The sequence below is a fragment of the Thermostichus vulcanus str. 'Rupite' genome (assembly GCF_022848905.1).
In the GTDB taxonomy this organism is placed as follows: domain Bacteria; phylum Cyanobacteriota; class Cyanobacteriia; order Thermostichales; family Thermostichaceae; genus Thermostichus; species Thermostichus vulcanus_A.
In genome coordinates this window covers 22,830-41,935 of record NZ_JAFIRA010000007.1, presented here as the reverse complement: position 1 = coordinate 41,935, position 19,106 = coordinate 22,830, and the positions used below count along the sequence as shown (strand labels likewise).

The window sequence follows — 19,106 nt, the reverse complement described above, 5'->3', positions numbered from 1 at the left end:
ATTGGGTCTGGGCTGAAGCCGCTATCCCGCCACAACTGCAGAAAATGACTCCCCAAGAGAAAATCCTCTTGCGGGGTCGCCCGACGGTAAAGCGGAGAGATCATCCGATGAGAAGCGCCCACGAAAGGATTCGAACCTCCGACACCTGGGACCGGAACCCAGTGCTCTAGTCCACTGAGCTACGTGGGCAACGTAACTGCGGCTCGTATTCTATCAATTTGCTTTCGGGTCTGCCAAGTGGACAAAGCTGCGCCGGTGCTGTGGAGTCAGTCCCAGCTCTTGCAAGGCTCGTCGATGCGCTCGCGTTCCATAGCCAACGTTGGTTCGCCAACCATAGCCGGGGTACTGTCGATCCCAGTCCTGCATCAGGGTATCCCGCCAGACTTTGGCCACAATCGACGCAGCAGCAATGGAGAGGCTGATTTGATCCCCTTTCACCAGGGCTGTTTGCTGGGATCCCAATTCGGCTAGCGGTAATCCATCCAGCAAAATGTGCTCCACCTCACCCACCTCAGCCAAAGCCCGTTGCATGGCCAGCACCGTTGCCTGCCGAATGTTGAGTTGGTCAATCTCAGCTGCGGAGGCACTGCCGATCCCTACGGCTAGGGCTACCTGTCGAATCTGCTCCGCCAATCGAGTTCGTTGCTGCGGGCGCAGTTGTTTGGAATCCTTCACCCCCTCTAGCTCCGCAGGATCCATCTCCACGGGTAAAATCACCGCTGCTGCCACCACCGGCCCCGCCAGGGATCCCCGCCCCACTTCATCGACCCCCGCGACCGAGTGGATCCCTTGCTGCCAAAGGGATCCCTCCTGAACCAAACTGGGCTGCACCTGCTCTCCCATACCCCACAAGCTTGGAACCAACCGACAGACTAAATATTACATGCCCCCCAATTTGATGGTGGTGTTTGGCCGACCTAAGGGTTACCGAGGCTCCCACGAACAGTGGGAAGAAGACGGGATCCCTGGCGGTACCCCTATCCCTCACCCGCATGGCTCGACAGGCTCCGCAGGAGGCAAATCTTGATCCAGCGCCAACTGCTCAAAACTCAAATCCAGAATTGGGTAGCGAGTCCAGAGGGGATGATCATAATGCCACCACTCCCGCGCATAAACGGTGAATCCCTCCTGAGCCATGGCTGATTGCAGTCGATCCCGATTGCGACGGGCCTCTTCTGACCCGCCTGGGTAGGCGATATGGGCGCGCTCCGTCATTTCGTCAAAGTCGCTCGGCATCTCCAGTGCTTGGCCGGTGGTGCGATCAAACAAAGTCAAATCCACGGCACAACCCCGGTTATGGCGGGATCCCCGCGCCGGATCAGCGACGAAAGCCCGTTGAGAAGGGGCGACCGCCTGCCAAAAGGTACGTGTCACCGACCAGGGGCGATAGCCATCAAAGATCTGTAACCCCAACCCTTCTATAGCCAAGGCCCGATGAACCCGCACCACCGCCTCCGCAACCGGACGTTGTAAAAAAGCCCGCGCTTGGGTATACACCGGATAACCCAAAAAGTTATCGCAGCGGGCATAGCGGATATCCAACTTCAAACTGGGATCCAGCTGGGTTAACTCCACCAAATCCACCGTTGCCAGAGTGCCAATCATTAGAGTGCAAACAGACTGCGGTTCAAAATCATCGGTCATGATTAAGGTAGCCGCAACTGAGCTTGAAGGGGCTGTTGATGGGCATCCATTCCCCTATAAGGCCGCCTCATCCGAGAGCTGCGAGAGATGAGCGATCAGCCGATCCACCAACTGCGAGAAGGTGTCCCGTTCTTCTGGGGTGAAACATCCATAAGTATGATCCCGCAGTTCCCAAATTAGGGGGGGCAAAACCTCCTTCAGCTTTTCCCCAGCTGGGGTCAGATAAACCCGCCAGATGCGGCGATCCTGGGGATCCCGTTGCCGCCGAATCAGATCCCGTTTTTCCATGCCATCCAACACACCGGTCATGGTGCCCCCCAACTGCTGTAGGCGCTCACAAATGGTGGAGGTGGGGATCCCGTCTTCTTCCCAAAGACAGCACAACACCACCCAATGGGAGGGGGTCAAGCCAAAAGGCTCTAGATGGGACTGAAACTGCCGCCGTACCAATTGAGACAAAAGCCGAATGCGATATCCCAAAGAATTGGGAGCAAGGATATCGTGCCACCGCTCCAGGAAAGCCTGTTTCTCCGATTTCACCATCACCATAGTTTGACTGTTCCCCATCGGTGGCCTAGCCAGAATGCTTAGAGCTTAAATTGTTTCATTCTATCCTTTAAGCAGAAAAGCGGTTTATGGTTCGTTACAACTGTAAACCTGTCTTGCCAGTTTGAAACAGAGTGGCAAGCAGGGTTTTCTGGGATGTTTGCCAAGGCGATTCTGTTGGCACTAGAGTAGCGTCAAGTCTTGCCTTCCTCCCTCGCGCTATGCCTACAGCAGGAACGGCGCGATTCTGAGGAGCATCGTTATTTGCGAGGTCCCTATGCTGCTGCCTATCCTCCAGGGGTTACCTCCCCGTCGTTCCCTTTGGGCCGGGATCCCGTTGGCTTGTTCCTTGGCCTTGGGGGCCTGCTGGACAAACCGCACAGGAGTCGAAGCGCCTCCGCCAACCCAGGCTGTACAAGCCGGATCTCCGACATCCGCCCAAAATCCTTTCCCGCCCATTCCCACCCCACCGCCGCCACTGCCTTCTCCTACAGGTACGCCGGGTGTACCGCCCTGGTGGCCTCGTTCTCAGGCCCAGGTTTGGGAGTACTCCCCTTATGCGGTGGTGCTATCCGGCTTTTTGCAGGGGTTAGCGGCCCAAGGCGGGTCTCTTTCCCAACAGGGGATCCTGCTGTGGACACCGGAAGGGGATCTGTTGGCGGAGCATTTGCTGGATCAGCCCTTGCCAGTGGGGGCATTGGATCAATTGGCGATCAGTCTGATGGCTCTCGAGACTTGGGGCTACGACCACCGCTTTGAAACCCAGTTTTTGACCACGGGCCGTCTGGTGGAGAATCGCTTGGTGGGGGATTTAATCGTCGTTGGCAGCGGGGATCCCTACTTCAAGGAGGCCGATGTTCAAGCGTTGGCCCGTCATTTGCGCAATTACGATATTCGCCAGATCGACGGGGATGTGAAGGTGTTGCCCTCCTTCCGTCTTTTGGGCCAGCCAGATCCCTTGGCCAGTGGTCGCCGATTGGTCACTCTGTTACAAGAGGGGGATCAGCCAATTGCCGTTACTGGCGCTGTTTCCACCGTGCAGCAAGTGCCTTCCGGTACCCATACCCTGGCTGTCTACACCTCGATGCGCCTGGGATCCCTGCTGCAAATCCTAAATGGCAACGATGATCCTGCTCTGCAGGGCGCGGAGCACCCTCGGGCGATGGCGGAAACCCTGTTGGCCCAGTTGGGGGGTAAAGCCGCTTTGCTGGAGTACCTACAGAATCGCTTGGTTGCCCACCCAGTCTCTTACATGGATGCGGCTATGACTCCTGAGGCAGGGGATATTCGCCTTGAGCAAGGGAGTCAAGAGCTGCACCTCTCCCCACGCGCCCTTGCCCATCTTTGGGAATATCTGATTGATTTTACAGGCGGAGATCCGACTCGGATTTTGCCCATGGCCGGCATTGGCCACAGCACCCTGCGGGTGCGCACCTTGCCTCTCGGCACTTTTGCTCAAGTGGGATTCGTAGTCGATCGTACTCCACACGGTGCGGAGCACCATCGGCTGATGGTAATGGGGCAGTTGCCGGATGGCACCCACTTTGTTTTGCTCAACCACGGGCCAGACCTGGACCTTTTGCGCCAGCAACAGGATCAATTCCTGCACGATGTGTTGGCAATTAACGAGCCTTCCCGCCATTGAAAAAACCCCTTTCTGAAGGGCAAGCTTTCAAAACCTGGATCAACAGGATGGGATAGCCATACCGCACTGAAGCCTTGTCTCCAATGCGGGTTACGAACCCAACACTCCCCCTTGCCAATGGCCCACTTCTGGATGCTTACTCACAAGCCGTCACCCGTGTGGCTGAGCAGGTGGTGAGATTCGAGCGGGATGCCATCAGGGGTGAGCACAGCAGGCAGGCAAATTGGGGATCCACACCCACGTCCAGGTGGATTTTGCAGCGGTGATGAAGCGGGTGAGAGGGATCCAGGATTGCTTTACTCAAGGGGTTCATCGTCGCTGGCAGGAAGCTGGTGTTCGGGGGGTCTGTACGGCAACGGTTTTGGGGATGGTGGCCCACTTCACGCCCGAGCACGTCTGGGATCTGTGCAGCAACGCAGCGCGCAAGGCAATGGGTTTGCCAGAAGTGACCCTGGCTCCGGGATCCCCTGCCGAACTGTTGGCCATTCAAGGGCATCATTTGACGGATGCTCTCGCAGATGGGAGTGAATGGCGGATTGTCCTGCATCGTGGGCGGGTGGTGGCCAACACTACTGTGGAAAAACAATTGATTCGGGCTTGAACGCATCCTCTAGCTCCGATCCCGAAAAAAAGCTGAATAAGCCAGTGTTGCCCAGGGATCCCTTCTAGCCTAGAGGGGATAACTGTGGGGGCGCTTACCCTTGGAAAGTTTTGTTCTGATCAAGCAAGTTCCGGATCAAAGCTCGAAAGCGGGCATCAACAGCGATGGCACCATTGACCGGGCTAAAGCCAAGCGCATGCTCAACCCCTTTGATCGCTATGCCCTAGAAGCGGCCTTACAAACCAAACGACAACACGGGGCGAGGGTCACAGCCATCACCATGGGGCCACCACCGGCGATAGAGGTTCTCTACGAAGCCATTGCCCATGGGGTAGATCGGGGCTTTTTGATGACGGATCGCCGCCTGGCGGCTTCGGACACCTTGGCTACTGCCTATACCCTGGCGCAAACGGTGCGTTACGCGGGCTCCCCGGACTTGATCTTCTGTGGCTTACAGACCACCGACGGCGACACGGCCCAAGTGGGGCCCCAACTGGCGGAACGATTAGGGATCCCGCAGGTCACCTATTGCGAAGCCTTCGAGATTCGGGATGGCATTCTCCTGGCGCGGCGAGCCATTGAAGGGGGATCCCAAACCGTGACTGTCCCCTTGCCGGTTCTGGTAACGGTTGCCAATTCTGCCCAACGCTTGGCCTACCCAACCCTGCGAGGTGCCCAACGGGTGCAACGCCTGATGCGGGATGAAGCGGCGCGGGCTGAGGTGATTCAAATCATTAACTTGGACGATGTGGGCGCAGATCCGGAACGCTGTGGTCTGAAGGGATCCCCGACCATCGTGGCCGCTACTGAAAAAGTGGGGGAAATTGGCGGCAATTGCCAAATCTTTCAGGGACAGTCGGTACCCAGCTTGGTGAAAAGCCTGACGGAGGCTGCCTCGATCTCTAGCTATGTGGGAGCAAGATAGTCCGAAGGTTCATTGTTAACTCAAGGCCATCCAGCCCAATATCAATCCTTATGCTTATGGGAGTTGCAGTTCTATGGTTCAGAAGCGGGTTTTGATCTTCGCCGAGCAGGTGAATGGGGAATTGCAGCCGATTGGCCTGGAGCTGTTGGGCTCGGGGCGTTTGCTGGCTGATAAATTGGGGGCCACTCTGAGTGCGCTGGTTCTGGGATCCAATATTGCCCACTTGGCGTCAACCCTGATTGGCCATGGAGCCGACGAAGTGTTTGTGGCAGATCACCCCGAACTGGCTCAATACCGCACTTTGCCCTATCGTCGGGTGATGACCGACTTGATCAAAAGCTGGCCAGAGCCTCCCCACACCATCCTGCTGGGATCCACCACCACCGGTCGGGACTTGGCCCCACGTTTGGCGGCCCATCTGGAAACCGGGCTGACAGCCGATTGCACCGATCTGGATATTGGCCCCTTCGAGTACTCCAACAGCAAAGACCCGAGTAAATCTGGTCTCTTCCGCGACTGTTTGTATGCGATTCGGCCTAGCTTTGGGGAATCCCTGAAGGCCCGTATTCTCGGTCCTTGGAAAAACCCACAAATGGCGACGGTACGTCCGGGGGTAATGGTGCCGCTGCCTTGGGATGGATCCCGTCGAGGCGAGGTCTTCCAGGTACCGGTTCAATTGGATCCCAGCGATTTGAGTTTGCAGATTGTCGAGACGGTGCGCAATCTTTCCCAGACAACTGATCTGACGCGGGCGGAGGTGATTGTTTCCGGGGGCTATGGGTTGGGTTCGCCAGAAGGGTTTGAGTTGATGCAGCAGCTGGCAGCTTGTTTTCCCAACAGCGCCGTCGGTTCCTCCCGCAAGGCGGTGGATTCTGGTTGGATCCCTTATGCCCATCAAGTGGGTCAAACCGGCAAAACCGTGCGCCCACAAATCTATATTGCGTGCGGTATTTCTGGGGCGATTCAACACCGTGTCGGCATGGATAAATCTCGAACCATCATCGCCATTAACAAAGACAGTTCCGCCCCCATCTTCAAATTTGCCCATTACGGCATCGTCGGGGATCTCTATCAGGTGGTACCGGAGATGATCCGGCAACTGCAACAGAACCAATCCCAGCCTCAAGCTCACCCCACTGAGCGGATCCCAGTTTTGCAAGGGCACTGAGAATGGCTTTAATTAGGCAAGTTGGTTCTTGATCACATCGCTGGTGCAAGACTCGTGTAGCTTCACCCTCCTTTGGTATGATGCTATGATGAGCTACTCATCGGGATGTAGCGCAGCTTGGTAGCGCACTTCGTTCGGGACGAAGGGGTCGCAGGTTCGAATCCTGTCATCCCGATAAAGGTCAAAAACTGGCGTAGCAAACCCTTTCAGCGATTTCTCCCTTTCTTGGAGAGAGGAGCGGTGACCACCTAGGAATGGCATTTTCGGCCCTAGGGTCTCCCTAAAGCCCTCCCTAAACCATAGAGTCGGATCCCCAGAATCCTGTCTGCGTCTAGCATCTCGAGCAATCCCCTTACTGGATGGCAGGGTCATCCGTATGCCCGCCCAAGAAGCCGCAAGCTACTGGCCAGAGTACGTCGGCAGCTGGCAGCGCTGGAACCATATTCGCACGGTGCTCGCAACAGCACCTTTGGCTTGTTTTGCCTGGGGCTTGTATAGGGCAGAATGAGGGATCCCTGGGGGGCTGGTCTTGGAGGATCCCGATACATCTGGGATCCTTGATTTTCGCAACAGGAGGCACACTTTTGCCTTAGGGCAGGCCATAGCCTAAGCCCATGACACAGCCACTTTCTGAAGATGGATGGTTGAATGGGGCTGAACTATCGATGTGGATTCGTACGATCCCCAGGCGAGGCTCTCTCTGCACTACGGGGATCTCACCGACGGCGCTACCCTGGGCAAGATTTTGCAACAGGTACAGCCTACGGGAGCGTTCCCCCTGTTCGAGACGTAAAAACTGGATGATGGTGTCCGTAACCTCAGAGGTGCTCAACGGTGTTGGGCCTTTGCTGGGTGATTGCTATCCTGCGCAGGCTGCTCCTTCTACCCCAACAGGGATTCTGTTGGCCCACTCAACGCTCCGGGGTGTGCCGAGCCCGGTAATAGGCGCGAATGTCCTCGATGGTCAGGAGCCGCCGAAACGGGATCCCGGCCTCTTGGTAGCAAGCCTCCGCCCCCTCCAGTCGATCCACCAAGGTGAGGATCCCTTCCGCCCGATACCCCGCTTCCTGCACCCGCTCCACCGCCTGGAGGGCCGACCCACCGGTGGTGACCACATCTTCCAAAATCCAAACGCGAGTTCCTGGAGACAGTTGCGGCCCCTCTAGCCAGGCTTGGGTACCGTGGCCCTTGGCTTGCTTGCGCACGATCAATGCAGGTAAATTGGCCGGCTGCCGCTGTAAAGAGGCCAAACTCACTGCTGTCACAATCGGATCGGCCCCCAAGGTCATCCCGGCAACCGCTTCGGCTTCGGGGGGCAACAGCCCGTGCAACAGGGATCCCACCAGATAGGCCCCTTGCGGGTGGAGGGTGACGGGTTTGCAGTTGATGTAGTAGTCGCTGTATCGCCCGGAGGTGAGGGTGAAGGATCCCTCGCGGTAAGCCAGTTGGGTGAGCAGGTACAGCAATTTCTCCCGCGCTTCATCCGCAGAAAGGGTCAGGGGAGAGCAATCCAAAATCAGCACTAACGATAAACCCCATCTTCACTTGAGGGATCCCTCTACTATCTATCATCCATGTATCATCCATGAACCTCTAGCTAAGAATGGGGCTTACTTTCTGAAAAAGTCCGGCGCAGCAACAGTGAATTCAAAACAACACTGACAGAACTAAAGGCCATCAACCCACCGGCCATGGCCGGGCTGAGCAAAAGTCCGAACGAGGGCAAAAGTGCCCCTGCCGCCACAGGGATCCCCAACAGGTTATACCCGAAGGCCCAAATCAGGTTCTGGCGAATTTTGCGGAAGGTAGCTGAGCTGAGTCGAATCGCCTCCACCACATCCCAAAGGCGGTTGCGCATCAGGATGATATCAGCCGTTTCAATCGCCACATCCGTAGCCGAATGGAGGGAAATGCCCACATCCGCTTGTGCCAGCGCCGGCGCATCGTTGATCCCATCCCCCACCATGCCGACCCGCAGCCCCTGAGCCTGCAAGTCCCGGATCACCTGAGCCTTGGCGCCCGGATGAACCTCAGCAATCACCCGGATCCCTGGCAATTCCAGGCTTTGGACCACCTGTTCGGCCACCTCAGCCCGGTCGCCGGTTAGGAGCATCACCTGCAAACCCATCTTTTGCAGTTGTTGCAGCGTGGCCCGAGCGTCAGGACGCAGCGGATCCTGAGCTGCCATCAGCCCCACCAGGGATCCCTGCACCGCCACTCCCACCACCGTTTTGCCTGCCCCCACCAGAGCCTCAATCTGGGCTTGCGCCTCTGGAGCAATCGGGATCCCCAAATCGGCTAACCAATGGAGGGATCCCAAGATCACCCGTTGCCCCTCCACCTGAGCGGCAACCCCCAACCCTGGCTCCGTTTGAAAGGCGGTGGCCGAAAACAGCGGCAACCCTTGCTCGCGGGCTGCCCGTAAAATGGCTTCTGCCAAAGGATGGTGAGTTCCACTTTCTACCGTGGCAGCCAGTTGCAGCAGTCGGGCTGAATCCAGGGATCCCTCCAGGCTGATGCAATCCGTCAGGCGGGGATCCCCTTGGGTGAGGGTGCCGGTTTTGTCGAACACCAGGGATTGCAAGTGATGGGCCTTTTCCAAAACATCTCCCCCTCGGATCAACAGGCCCCGTTCCGCCCCTAGGCCCGTACCCACCAAAATTGCCGTCGGTGTGGCCAATCCCAAGGCACAAGGACAGGCCACCACCAAAACCGCGATCGCCAACTTGAGGCTGTTCAGCAGAGGAGTAGGGTGAGGAACATGGTCACTGGCCAGCAGGTGCATGTGCAGACTGTGCCCCGTCAGCCAATCGCTACCCCAAAGAGGGATCCCGACCCAGTACCAAAACCCAAAAGTGAGCAGGGCCAGCGTCACCACCCCATAGGTAAAATAACCCGCCACAGCATCGGCAATGCCTTGGATGGGAGCTTTGCGGGCTTGGGCTGCTTCGACTAAGTGGATGATTTGAGCGAGCGTAGTCTCTTTCCCGGTGCGGGTGGCACGACAAATCAGCACCCCCGATTGGTTCAATGTCCCGGCTACGACGGCATCTCCAGGTTGTTTCAGTACCGGCAAGGATTCTCCCGTCAACATCGCTTCGTTAACCGTGGCCTGCCCGGCGATGACTTCCCCATCTACTGGGATGCGCTCTCCAGCCCGTACCTGCAAGTAATCCCCTACCCGCACCTGCTCAATGGGGCACCCTTCCTCAACTTGCAACCCAAAGTCTAGGGCACCTTCCGCCAGACTGGAACAATGAGCCAGTTCTGCTTCGGATCCCTGGACGCGCCGGGCCACGCTGGGGCGCAAGTTTACCAGCGCCTGTAAACTGCTGGCAGCCCGTAGGCGGCTATGTTGTTCCAGGGCTCGCCCCAACAAAATGAAGCTGAGCAACATCACCGGCTCATCAAAAAAACATTCCCACCCCACCTGTGGCGCCAAGAGCCCCACCAAACTGGCGACATAGGCAGAGCCGGAGCCGAGGGTCACCAAGGTGTTCATATTGGGGGCCAGTCGTCGTGCCGCTTTCCAGCCATCCAGGACAAGGCTCCGGGCCGGCCCAACAAAAGTCAAAGTTGCCAATCCCCAGTGCAACCAGACATCGTTCAGGATCGGCAAACCCAGGCGGGTAAATAGGTTGAGGTGTCCAGCCGCAGAGAGCACGAGCAAAAAAGCGGCAGTGAGCGCTTGGCGAATCTGCTGTTGGGTCTGCTGTCGTTGCTTAGCGACCGGGTCGGCAGAGGCAAAGTGCTCGGTCCCGCTAACGCGAACGAGGGCATCAACATCTGCTCCCAACGCTTCTGAACCGGCTGTGGAGAGAACCTCCCCATCCTGGCGGTAGTGACTGGGGAAACCCGCCTCGGTCAAAATCTCCGCCAAATGCTCCGGGTTAGGTTCAATGCCTGCGGCAAACTCCACCAAGGCTGACCCAGTGACCAGATTCACGCTGGCCTTGACCACCCCCGGCTGCTTCAGCAATTCCTGCTCGACGGCGCGAACACAACCGGCGCAACTCATGCCCCCCACCTCGAGCAAAAGGGATCCCGCCAAAGTTTGACCCTGACCAACCGGATCCCCGACCTGGGCCACTGCATCAAGAATGGGCATCGTGCTATCTTTCATGGTCAACTGCCTCAGCTCAAACTTGAGCACTTCATTTTCAATAGAGTTGTTTAGAGTTGTTTCCCTGTTGTATGGGCTATCCCTAAGCCTCTGCGGGATCTACCCCCAGTGCCCGTAGCTGCTCTGCCAGTCGTGTCGCCTTCTGCTCAGCCTGTATTGCCCGTTCGTTTGCTTCCTCTTCTGGCGTCGGGATCCATCCCGTTTCGTCGAACCACCGTAGCCAGAGGCGCTCTACTCCCTCGAAGGATCCCTGCCACAACCCCAGGCCAATTTCCAAGGTTGGGATCCAGAGAGTTGGTTCGTTCAGGGGTCGGTAGGAGGCCCCCTCCAGGCGAAACAGTTGAAAAGATGCCGCTAACCGGTCAAAGAGCACATAATAGGGCACCCGCAGTAGGCTCTCGCACACCTCCCACTTGCTGGGAATGTCCCCGCCCCGCTTGTCACGTCCTTGATCCCACTCAATCGGGCTCAGAGAGAGCAGTTCCACCACAACAATCGGGGAGCGACCTTCTTGCCAAACGACATAACTGAGTCGGCCCTTATCCAAAAGTCGGGGTACCCCCACAACCGCAAACCAGTCGGGACGCCTATACAGGTGAGTCCGCTGCGAGTCGTAGTAAAGATTCAGGTCGGAAGCAGTAAAAACGTGTTCCAGGGGGTAGGTCTTGGGGCGAAAGGTCTTAGACAGCAGTTGTTGCGGCTGCCATAGGTGAAACTCATCTGGCAAACCCGGATCCTCTGGAGACTCACTGGGCAGATCATACATGGTGGGCAGGATCTGCTTAGAGGAGATGGGGGTAAGGGCCATAGACAGGAAAAAAAGAGCGCTCCCTCATCCTAGCGTTCTGAATCGGAGGAGTTTGCAGCTTACCTATCCGTTCTGAACGCGGCGCTCAAACTCATCGCGGGTGGCATCCACCAGTTGCACCGCCTCTGGGTAGAGTTCGGCATGGTTTTGCTTGAGCCAACTGAGCAGACGCGCTAGTTGTGCTGCACACAGATCCAAATCCGCCTGAAAGATCACCGCTGCTGCCATGTGCTGCGCATAGTGCGGGGGATGTCCCTGCTTAGCCAGTTCGCTCGTGAGAGCAGCCAAGGCTTGCTGACGGATCCATTCGGGCGAAGCATCGGAAGACATAAAAGCGGAAGATGAATGGGAATTGGGTTAGGAGTTAAGCAGGGGAGTAGCGGCGCAGAACCAGCGTCACATTGTGGCCACCAAAACCAAAGGCATTCACCAAGGCCACCTGCAGAGGAAGCTGGCGAGCTGTGTGGGGGACAAAATCCAGATCGCACTCCGGATCCGGATTCTCGAGGTTGAGGGTGGGTGGAGCCCAACCATGGTGAACGGCCAGGGCGGTAGCAATGGTGGCAATGCCGCCGGAGCCGCCCAAAAGGTGACCGGTCATGGACTTGGTGGCGCTGATGGCCAGAGCTCGGGCATATTCTCCAAACACCGATTTGATCGCCTGCACCTCAGCAATATCCCCAGCATTAGTACTGGTGGCATGGGCATTGATATACTGCACCGCTTGCACTGGGATCCCGGCATCCTTAAGGGCCAGCCGCATCGCCCGCGCTGCCCCTTCGCCCCCTGGGGCAGGGTTGGTCATGTGATGGGCGTCGCAGGTGAGACCATAACCAACGATCTCCGCGTAGATTTTCGCCCCACGGGCGCAGGCATGTTCCAACTCCTCTAACAGCAAGATCCCAGCCCCTTCCCCCATGACAAAGCCATCCCGATCCCGATCAAAAGGACGACAGGCTTTCTCCGGATCGTCGTTGCGGGTGGAGAGCGCTTTCATGGCAGAGAACCCCGCCATCGACAGGGGGGTGACCGCTGCTTCCGTACCCCCTGTGATCACCGCCTGAACCTCCCCCCGCTGAATCAGGCGGAAAGCGTCCCCAATCGCATTGGAGCTGGAAGCACAGGCTGTCACCGTACAGGAGTTAGGGCCTTTGGCCCCAAAATGAATGGCCAATTGACCGGCAGCCATATTGGCGATCATCATCGGCACCATGAAGGGGCTACAGCGATCCGGCCCTCTTTGCAGGTAGATCGTCTGCTGTTCCTCCAAGACACGGATCCCGCCGATACCGGTGCCCAAAATCACCCCCACCTGCTCGGCATTGAGGTCGGTGATTTGGAACTGAGCATCCTCTAGAGCCTGTTGGGTTGCTGCCAGCGCCAAATGGACAAAACGGTCAGTGCGCTTGACATCTTTGCGCTCCAGATAGTCGAGGGGGTCAAATCCCTTCACCTCTCCAGCGATGCGACAATCGTGGCGAGAGGCATCGAAGAGGGTAATCGGCCCAATACCAGAGCGCCCCGCCAGCAAACTCTGCCAAAACTCAGTTGGGGAGTTGCCAATCGGGGTCAGCGCACCCAAACCCGTGATCACCACGCGGCGACGGGAGGTTGGCTGAGCAGGCATAGGCACAGTTTCGGGATTCATGACACCAACTATCCGATTAGGTTAAGCGCAACAGCAGGGCAGTTCCTCATCCCCGTCAAGCAGCAGCTTTCTTGGAGATGTAATCGACAGCATCCTGCACTGTAGCAATGCCCTCCGCATCCTCATCAGGGATTTCCAGGTCAAATTCTTCTTCAAAGGCCATGACCAGCTCCACCGTATCGAGGCTGTCGGCCCCCAGGTCGTTCTGGAAATTGGCTTCCGGAGTCACTTTGCCGTCTTCTACACCCAGCTGTTCCGACACGATCTTGCGAACACGGCTGTAAACGTCATCTGCGCTCATGCTTGGAACCTTAAATATCGATAGAAGTGTCTTGGCCAAGCCAGTTGGTGGCCACTGAAGCAACTTTTATTCTATCGGACAACGGATCCCCTCTCTACTGGGAGGTAAGACGCTTATCTGGTGACGCTAACATCACCCTACTCTTAACTCTTAGAAGTTCCTGAGTCATGACCTTTTCGATTGCCAGTCAAAGAAGTTAAGATAACCAACTGCGTCTCTACTGAGTTGATTCCCAAAGGAGAACCCACTTCCATGCCCCGCGCCTATGAAACGATGCTGATTTTGCGTCCTGATATGTCGGATGAACCTCTCGAGCAGCTGCTCAACAGTCAGGAGGCGATCTTGCGAGAGAATGGGGCAGCCAATTTGGAGACCACCAACAAAGGGAAGCGCCGCTTTGCCGGGTTTGAGATGAAAGGCTTTAAGGAAGGGCTGTACATCCAGATGAACTACGAAGCAGAACCGAGCGCGGTGGCCACTTGGGAAAAAGGGCTGCGCATTAACGAAAATGTGTTGCGCTACATGACGACCCGCTCGGATTTGGTTTGACGGGATCCTATTCTGTGGGCATGATGGAGTTGCCTTGAGCTGCCCTTCTACACTTTGGTAGCCTTGCTATGAATTCAATTGTCTTGCTCGGTGAAGTTCTGGCCGAGCCGGAGCTTCGCTACACACCTGACAACTTGGCCGTGACTTCTCTGCTGCTCAGCTTTCCCAGTTTGCGTCCTGAGGAGCCGGACTATCAGGTGCGGGTTTCTTCCTTCGGAGAACTGGCGCAAAAGGTGGTGGATAGCTGCCATGTGGGGGATCGGGTAACGGTGGAGGGGCAACTGCACATGAATGTGGTGGAGCGGGATGGAAGGAAGGAAAAACTGGCAGAAATTACTGCCCGCCGCATCCATCACCTGGGATCCGGCCAGGTGCTGTCTTTAACGGGAATGAGTGAAGCCTCAACAGCCGTTCGCGATAGCGGGACGGAGTCCTTCTCGCCCAAACCTGCTGCTGCCGCTTCTTTTTCTCCGCCCAACCCAGACGAGATCCCGTTTTAGGGGTTGTTGGATTGCCGCCCATGCCCCAAGACCTCAGCGTTAGTGCCCAAAGGATCCAACAGCAGGTTCTCGGGTATTCCGTACAGGGCCGTCCGATTCACCTGTGGCAACTGACCCAAGGGATCCCCTCGGTACTACTGGTGGCAGGGGTACACGGCAATGAGGTGGAGGGGTACGACCTGATCGAGCGGTATGTGCACTCAGAGCTATGGGGATCCCTGGCAGGCAGGGCAACGGTGTGGGTGATCCCGCGGTTGAACCCGGATGGCTGTGCAGTGGGGCAACGACTCAATGCCAACGGGGTGGATCTCAACCGCAATATGCCCACACAAGACTGGATCCCAAACCCCCTAGAAGCTCGCTATCCTCCGGGATCCGCCCCCGGTTCTGAACCTGAGACGCAGGCATTGCTGGCTTGTCTGGAGCACATTCAGCCTCAGTTCATTCTCTCCGCCCACTCTTGCGAGAACCATCCTTGTGTGAATTACAATGGCCCTGCCCTGGAGTTGGCCCGGGTGATGGCGGCCCACAACGGTTTACCGGTCACGGACGATATTGGCTACCCCACACCCGGCTCTCTCGGCACTTGGGCCGGTTGGGAACGCGGGATCCCGACCCTTACCCTAGAACTCTTGCGGGGGACTCCCCTGAACCAGGTGTGGCAAGAACAAGTCCAGGCATTGCAGGCGCTGTTGGAGTATCTTTCGGTTGCAGACAGAGGATCAACCCCAACGATCAACAAAATGGGTCAAGAAACTTGAACTTTGGTTACCGATCCAACCTGCCATCCTTGATCTTCACGATTTCCTCACACAGATCTTCTACAACGCAAATAGGGGGCAAGGAAGAGAGGAAGTTGGAGTCGAAACCAGGTCAATCAGCTCATCTCTATCCCTTGCTCGGCTGTTGACAACCTGGAGGAAGCCGATATGTACAACAGGATTTTGGTAGCCTTGGATCGGTCGGAATTGAGCGACATGGTCTTCCAAAAAGCGATCCAACTGGCGGAAGCCATGCAAGCCAATCTGATGGTGCTCCATGTTCTCTCCCACGAGGAGCCCGGTGCTCCAGAACCGCCGATGATCTTGGGAGTGGATTACAGTTCCACCATCAGCGCCGAGCTGTGGCAATCCTATCGGGAGCAATGTGCCATCTTTGAGCAAAACCAGCAGGATTATCTGCGTTCGCTGACGGATGAAGCGGCTGAACACGGAGTACACGCCGAATTTAGCCTCAACTATGGCAATCCTGGTCGCGTCATCTGTGATTTAGCCCGCTCTTGGGAGGCAGATTTGGTGGTGGTGGGCCGCCGCGGACACTCCGGTTTGAGTGAGTTGTTCATGGGGAGTGTCAGCAACTACGTGCTGCACCATGCCCCCTGTTCTGTATTGACGGTACAGGGAAAAGCCATCCAGAAAAAAGCGCCTACCCCCACCGGTGAAATGGCTGCGGCCACCTCGTGAACGACTCCATGAGCTATTCCAGGGGATCCCGCCGATGGGATCGGGATCCCCCACTAGAATTTCACTTAACTAGCTTCCTCTTGTTCCAGCAGCCGATTCACCTCTGTTTCCAGGGTGTGGAAGGTGCTGAGGTCGATGACGGCGATATCCGGCTGGTAGCTGCTTTGCACGTAGGCGCGTAACCCCGATGGGGCCAAGCTCAAAGTCAGGGGATCCTGCCCAGAATCGGGTTTGGGCCGAAAGGTCAGCCGCAGGGTGGGATCCTGCAAGCTTTTCTGGGCCTCTGGATCGTCCTGCAGGAATTCGCTCGCTCGGGCGGAGTTGAGGGTGGAAAAAATCGAGGTGAGCTCCTGCGCTTGGCCCGGTTGGTCGGGGTTTTCCCAACGAATGCCAGGGGATCCGCTCTCGCTGGGCAAGGGTTGTAAGGTGATCTCCTCTCCTTCCGACGCAAGGGTGATGGCCTCAATTTGATTGGCATTGAGGCGGGCAATACGGTGATCCCGTAGATCTTCGAGATCAGAACGGAGAATGTCGGCTGTACTGGTGAGTAGCGTGGCCACTGCCGGATGTTGAGAGGTGATCACATGCACTTGTCCGTTGGTTTCTGAGCCAAGAGCCACGGTCAGTGGGGCGGGATCAGAGTTTTCGGCAGAGGCCGCGAGTTTAATCGTCAGCTGGGCGGAGGGGTTATCCAGACCGTAGGGGGCCAAATCCGCCTGAGTTTCGGCGGGAAACTCCACCGCTTGCAAACGGGCCAGGGTATTCAGCAACCGATTCACGTTGGTATCATCCGCAGGTAGCCGCTTCGGGTCGGTTATCTGCCAGCCATTGCCCTGCCGCTCTATCTGAAATTGCTCCGGATCCGCCTCTGCCAGTCGCACCTGGAACGATTCCACATCAGCCGAATCAAAGCTAAGCAGGGTTTTATCCCGCAGAGCCAGCAGCGAGGGTAACAGGGATCCCTTTTGGGCACTGGCGATCAACACCACTTCTCCATCATTGGCGCGGGCATAAAAACCGGAGCGGTCAAAGTTGTCGTTTCCGATCGAAAGTCGATAGGGATCCCCCGCCTGAGGCATGAGGGTGATCTGCTGTTTGGGGTTATCCAGGCCAAAGGCGGCCAAATCCTCAGGATTATCCAGGGATCCCTCTAGGGTGATTTCTGGGGTGAGGCGGGAAAAGGTGTTTAACAGGCTGGAGATGGGGAAATCCAGGGCTGCTGACTGAATTGGGCTGAGAATTCGCCACTGGGTCGGATCACTGTCTGGCACCCGTTCCAGAACGATCAACTCCGGTTCGTCGGAGCTTTGCTGCTGGATCTCAATGCGGGCAATCGTATCGGTCTGGACATGGAACAGTTTTGCCCGTTCCGCTTCCGCCTGTTGGCGCAGCTGCTGGGCATTGTCGAAGAGGAAATAGCCGAGGATGCAGGCCACGGCCAAGCCTAACAGAATTAGGGTGGTGCGCTTGAACATCGTCCTCTTGACTCTTCTTGATCAGATGGATAATCAAATTGATTTAGATTGGCAGGATGAGTTTCACCAGCTTCAATGTCAATTGGGGATTCCTTCTCAGGCAACAGCCCCATTCCTCTACCGTCTTTGCCACCAGAGCGCTGCACCAGATCCCAGCGCCAGCAGGGGCAGGAGCACCGTAGAGCCGAGCACCAGCCAATTCAGGTTTTGCCTGGTCAGGGTAAGGCGACGGTTGGTAATCGATTTGGGTCGGATGGAGATTTGATCCGTTTGCTCCGTCAGCCAGTTGAGGGTATTCAAAAACAGATCCTGGTTCCCCTGCTGCAGGAGGTTGCCGTTCACCGCAAAATTGACGTTGCCAATCACCACAAAGCGGGCTTCTCTTGGCTTAGATTCCTGTTCATCGTTTTGTTCAGCGTTCTGCTCAGCATTGGCCTCACTGTTGTCGAGACTGCGGGTGAGCGCGACTCCCAGGGTTAAGGGTCCAGGCTTATCGCGATCAGGATCAAACTGCACCGGGGTATTCTCCAGATCAACGCTGGTTTCCCCCCAACTCTGGGGACTGGTGCGCAGCAGCGGCGTGGCTTGGATCCCTTCTCGCGCCTCGGTTTCGACAGAACGAGCCAGCGGGAAGAGGGTCATCAACCGCTGGGCTGCCAGTGGCGCAGTGATCGGGTGATCGCCATAGCTGGTGACCAGAGCTACAGCCGGGCCGGTTCCCAACAGCTGGCTAACGCTGCTGGCCTCCACAATAATGTCATCCGCCAAGACCACCCCCCACTCCTCCAGCAAGGGATCCAGTCCAGCATCCACCCGGGGGCCAATCAACAACAAAACCCTGCCGCCATTGGCCAAATACTCCTGTAGCTTCTCCACTTCTCCTGGGAACAAAGGACGTTGTGGCCCTGCCAGCACCAGCACGTCCGCATCCTCCGGGATCTCCGCCTGCACCAGGTTCAGGGGTTCTGCTCGGTAGCCTTCTCGACCTAGGGATCCCACCGCTTGCGCAAAACTGACCGTTCCCCCATTCGCCTCCAGAGAGGCTTCCCCATGCCCTTGCACAAAGTAGGCGACCGCTTCCCCTCGGTTCACCACTTTAGAAAGGATCGGGGTGAGGTTGCTCTCCAGATCAGGGGCCGGCGGTTGTGGCAGTTGCTGGCGGCTCTCTCCCGATTCCACCACCAAGGTATTGCTCTGGGTGACCTGCAGCCGCTGGGCCACCAAGGGATTGCGGTTGGGATCCACAAACTCAAACTGGAAGCGGCTGGGGTTAAGACGCCGGTAACGCTCCAGTTGTTCTCGTAGGTTCGGATCCGGTGCGGTGGTGACTACCCATACCTTAACGGGGCGGGATAGGCCCTGAACCAACTGTTGGGTTTGGGGTGACAGGGTAAACAGCCCCCCTTCCGTCAGATCCAGCCGGGCATCGTAGCGCACTGCCACCACGTTGATCAGCACCAAAATCACCGCCATCGCTGCCACCGAGACGAGGATATTGGCGTTGGTTTGGGTGGAGCGCAAACCTAGGAAGGATCCCACCTGTTGTCGGTGGGTGATACCCCAGAACACCAGCAGTGCCAGTCCGGCGGCGAGCAGGCTAAAGGGCACCGCCGTCCAACCCGTCAGGGCGGATCCCACCACTAAGCCAATGGCAATCACCCCGATGCCAATAATGCCTGTCCAATCGGATAATGCCTGTCCGTTTTTCAT

At 57.1% G+C, this 19,106-nt stretch carries 21 protein-coding genes and 2 tRNA genes; 11 read left to right on the top strand and 12 right to left on the bottom strand.

Annotated features, from left to right (window positions below; translation table 11 throughout):
- Window positions 1–115: 115 nt before the first annotated feature.
- From JX360_RS04540 to JX360_RS04525, 4 genes are all read right to left on the bottom strand, one after another.
- A tRNA-Arg gene (locus JX360_RS04540) sits at window positions 116–189 on the bottom strand.
- Window positions 190–213: 24 nt separating this feature from the next.
- Window positions 214–843, bottom strand: a complete 630-nt coding sequence (locus JX360_RS04535) for a ribonuclease HII (RefSeq protein WP_244349409.1) — start codon at window positions 841–843, stop codon at window positions 214–216.
- Between the two features lie 141 nt (window positions 844–984).
- The gene (locus tag JX360_RS04530; protein WP_244349408.1) at window positions 985–1,644 is read right to left on the bottom strand and encodes a M15 family metallopeptidase; all 660 of its coding nucleotides are present in this window, start codon (window positions 1,642–1,644) and stop codon (window positions 985–987) included.
- A 54-nt stretch (window positions 1,645–1,698) separates the two neighbouring features.
- Window positions 1,699–2,187 carry a MarR family winged helix-turn-helix transcriptional regulator gene (locus JX360_RS04525; protein WP_425244357.1) on the bottom strand — a complete coding sequence of 163 codons (489 nt, stop codon included), beginning with the start codon at window positions 2,185–2,187 and terminating at the stop codon, window positions 1,699–1,701.
- A 280-nt stretch (window positions 2,188–2,467) separates the two neighbouring features.
- Between JX360_RS04525 and JX360_RS04520 the strand changes: the two genes are divergently transcribed.
- The 7 genes from JX360_RS04520 to JX360_RS17490 all read left to right on the top strand — a co-directional run bounded on the left by JX360_RS04520 (window position 2,468) and on the right by JX360_RS17490 (window position 7,322).
- Window positions 2,468–3,835 carry a D-alanyl-D-alanine carboxypeptidase gene (locus tag JX360_RS04520; protein WP_244349406.1) on the top strand — a complete coding sequence of 456 codons (1,368 nt, stop codon included), beginning with the start codon at window positions 2,468–2,470 and terminating at the stop codon, window positions 3,833–3,835.
- A 223-nt stretch (window positions 3,836–4,058) separates the two neighbouring features.
- Window positions 4,059–4,436 (top strand): hypothetical protein, encoded by a 378-nt coding sequence (locus tag JX360_RS04515; RefSeq protein WP_244349405.1) that lies wholly within the window; start codon window positions 4,059–4,061, stop codon window positions 4,434–4,436.
- A gap of 100 nt (window positions 4,437–4,536) precedes the next feature.
- A complete protein-coding gene (locus JX360_RS04510; protein WP_244349404.1) occupies window positions 4,537–5,361 on the top strand; it encodes an electron transfer flavoprotein subunit beta/FixA family protein in 825 nt (274 codons plus the stop codon).
- Window positions 5,362–5,434: 73 nt separating this feature from the next.
- The gene (locus tag JX360_RS04505; protein ID WP_244349403.1) at window positions 5,435–6,529 is read left to right on the top strand and encodes an electron transfer flavoprotein subunit alpha/FixB family protein; all 1,095 of its coding nucleotides are present in this window, start codon (window positions 5,435–5,437) and stop codon (window positions 6,527–6,529) included.
- A 101-nt stretch (window positions 6,530–6,630) separates the two neighbouring features.
- Window positions 6,631–6,704: transfer RNA gene (locus JX360_RS04500), tRNA-Pro, on the top strand.
- 201 nt (window positions 6,705–6,905) lie between these two features.
- Entirely contained in the window at window positions 6,906–7,037 is a 132-nt protein-coding gene (locus JX360_RS17495; RefSeq protein ID WP_279611248.1) for an anthrone oxygenase family protein, read from the top strand.
- A gap of 159 nt (window positions 7,038–7,196) precedes the next feature.
- The gene (locus JX360_RS17490) at window positions 7,197–7,322 is read left to right on the top strand and encodes a hypothetical protein (RefSeq protein WP_279611247.1); all 126 of its coding nucleotides are present in this window, start codon (window positions 7,197–7,199) and stop codon (window positions 7,320–7,322) included.
- Between the two features lie 118 nt (window positions 7,323–7,440).
- On the opposite strand, the gene pyrE is transcribed toward JX360_RS17490, so the two are convergent.
- The 6 genes from pyrE to JX360_RS04470 form a co-directional block, all read right to left on the bottom strand.
- Window positions 7,441–8,052, bottom strand: a complete 612-nt coding sequence (pyrE, locus tag JX360_RS04495; protein ID WP_244349402.1) for an orotate phosphoribosyltransferase — start codon at window positions 8,050–8,052, stop codon at window positions 7,441–7,443.
- Between the two features lie 74 nt (window positions 8,053–8,126).
- Window positions 8,127–10,652 (bottom strand): heavy metal translocating P-type ATPase, encoded by a 2,526-nt coding sequence (locus tag JX360_RS04490; protein ID WP_279611246.1) that lies wholly within the window; start codon window positions 10,650–10,652, stop codon window positions 8,127–8,129.
- Between the two features lie 82 nt (window positions 10,653–10,734).
- Window positions 10,735–11,418: a Uma2 family endonuclease gene (locus JX360_RS04485; RefSeq protein WP_244349401.1), complete on the bottom strand. Its 684-nt coding sequence runs from the start codon at window positions 11,416–11,418 to the stop codon at window positions 10,735–10,737.
- A gap of 105 nt (window positions 11,419–11,523) precedes the next feature.
- Complete coding sequence (locus JX360_RS04480; protein WP_244349400.1) at window positions 11,524–11,790, bottom strand: hypothetical protein; 267 nt, start codon at window positions 11,788–11,790, stop codon at window positions 11,524–11,526.
- Between the two features lie 34 nt (window positions 11,791–11,824).
- Window positions 11,825–13,108, bottom strand: coding sequence for a beta-ketoacyl-ACP synthase II (gene fabF, locus JX360_RS04475; protein WP_244349399.1), 1,284 nt, complete (start codon window positions 13,106–13,108; stop codon window positions 11,825–11,827).
- A gap of 55 nt (window positions 13,109–13,163) precedes the next feature.
- Window positions 13,164–13,409: an acyl carrier protein gene (locus JX360_RS04470; RefSeq protein ID WP_244349398.1), complete on the bottom strand. Its 246-nt coding sequence runs from the start codon at window positions 13,407–13,409 to the stop codon at window positions 13,164–13,166.
- Between the two features lie 252 nt (window positions 13,410–13,661).
- On the opposite strand from JX360_RS04470, the gene rpsF reads away from it, so the two are divergent.
- From rpsF to JX360_RS04450, 4 genes are all read left to right on the top strand, one after another.
- Window positions 13,662–13,958, top strand: a complete 297-nt coding sequence (gene rpsF / locus JX360_RS04465; RefSeq protein WP_244349397.1) for a 30S ribosomal protein S6 — start codon at window positions 13,662–13,664, stop codon at window positions 13,956–13,958.
- 68 nt (window positions 13,959–14,026) lie between these two features.
- Window positions 14,027–14,458, top strand: coding sequence for a single-stranded DNA-binding protein (locus tag JX360_RS04460; RefSeq protein WP_244349396.1), 432 nt, complete (start codon window positions 14,027–14,029; stop codon window positions 14,456–14,458).
- Window positions 14,459–14,478: 20 nt separating this feature from the next.
- On the top strand, window positions 14,479–15,219 hold the full coding sequence (locus JX360_RS04455; RefSeq protein ID WP_244349395.1) for a M14 family zinc carboxypeptidase: 741 nt from the start codon (window positions 14,479–14,481) through the stop codon (window positions 15,217–15,219).
- A 168-nt stretch (window positions 15,220–15,387) separates the two neighbouring features.
- Window positions 15,388–15,921: a universal stress protein gene (locus JX360_RS04450; protein WP_244349394.1), complete on the top strand. Its 534-nt coding sequence runs from the start codon at window positions 15,388–15,390 to the stop codon at window positions 15,919–15,921.
- A gap of 65 nt (window positions 15,922–15,986) precedes the next feature.
- On the opposite strand, the gene JX360_RS04445 is transcribed toward JX360_RS04450, so the two are convergent.
- Together JX360_RS04445 and JX360_RS04440 are read right to left on the bottom strand one after the other, a co-directional pair.
- Complete coding sequence (locus tag JX360_RS04445; protein ID WP_244349393.1) at window positions 15,987–17,396, bottom strand: DUF4340 domain-containing protein; 1,410 nt, start codon at window positions 17,394–17,396, stop codon at window positions 15,987–15,989.
- A 117-nt stretch (window positions 17,397–17,513) separates the two neighbouring features.
- On the bottom strand, window positions 17,514–19,106 hold the full coding sequence (locus JX360_RS04440) for a GldG family protein (protein ID WP_244349392.1): 1,593 nt from the start codon (window positions 19,104–19,106) through the stop codon (window positions 17,514–17,516).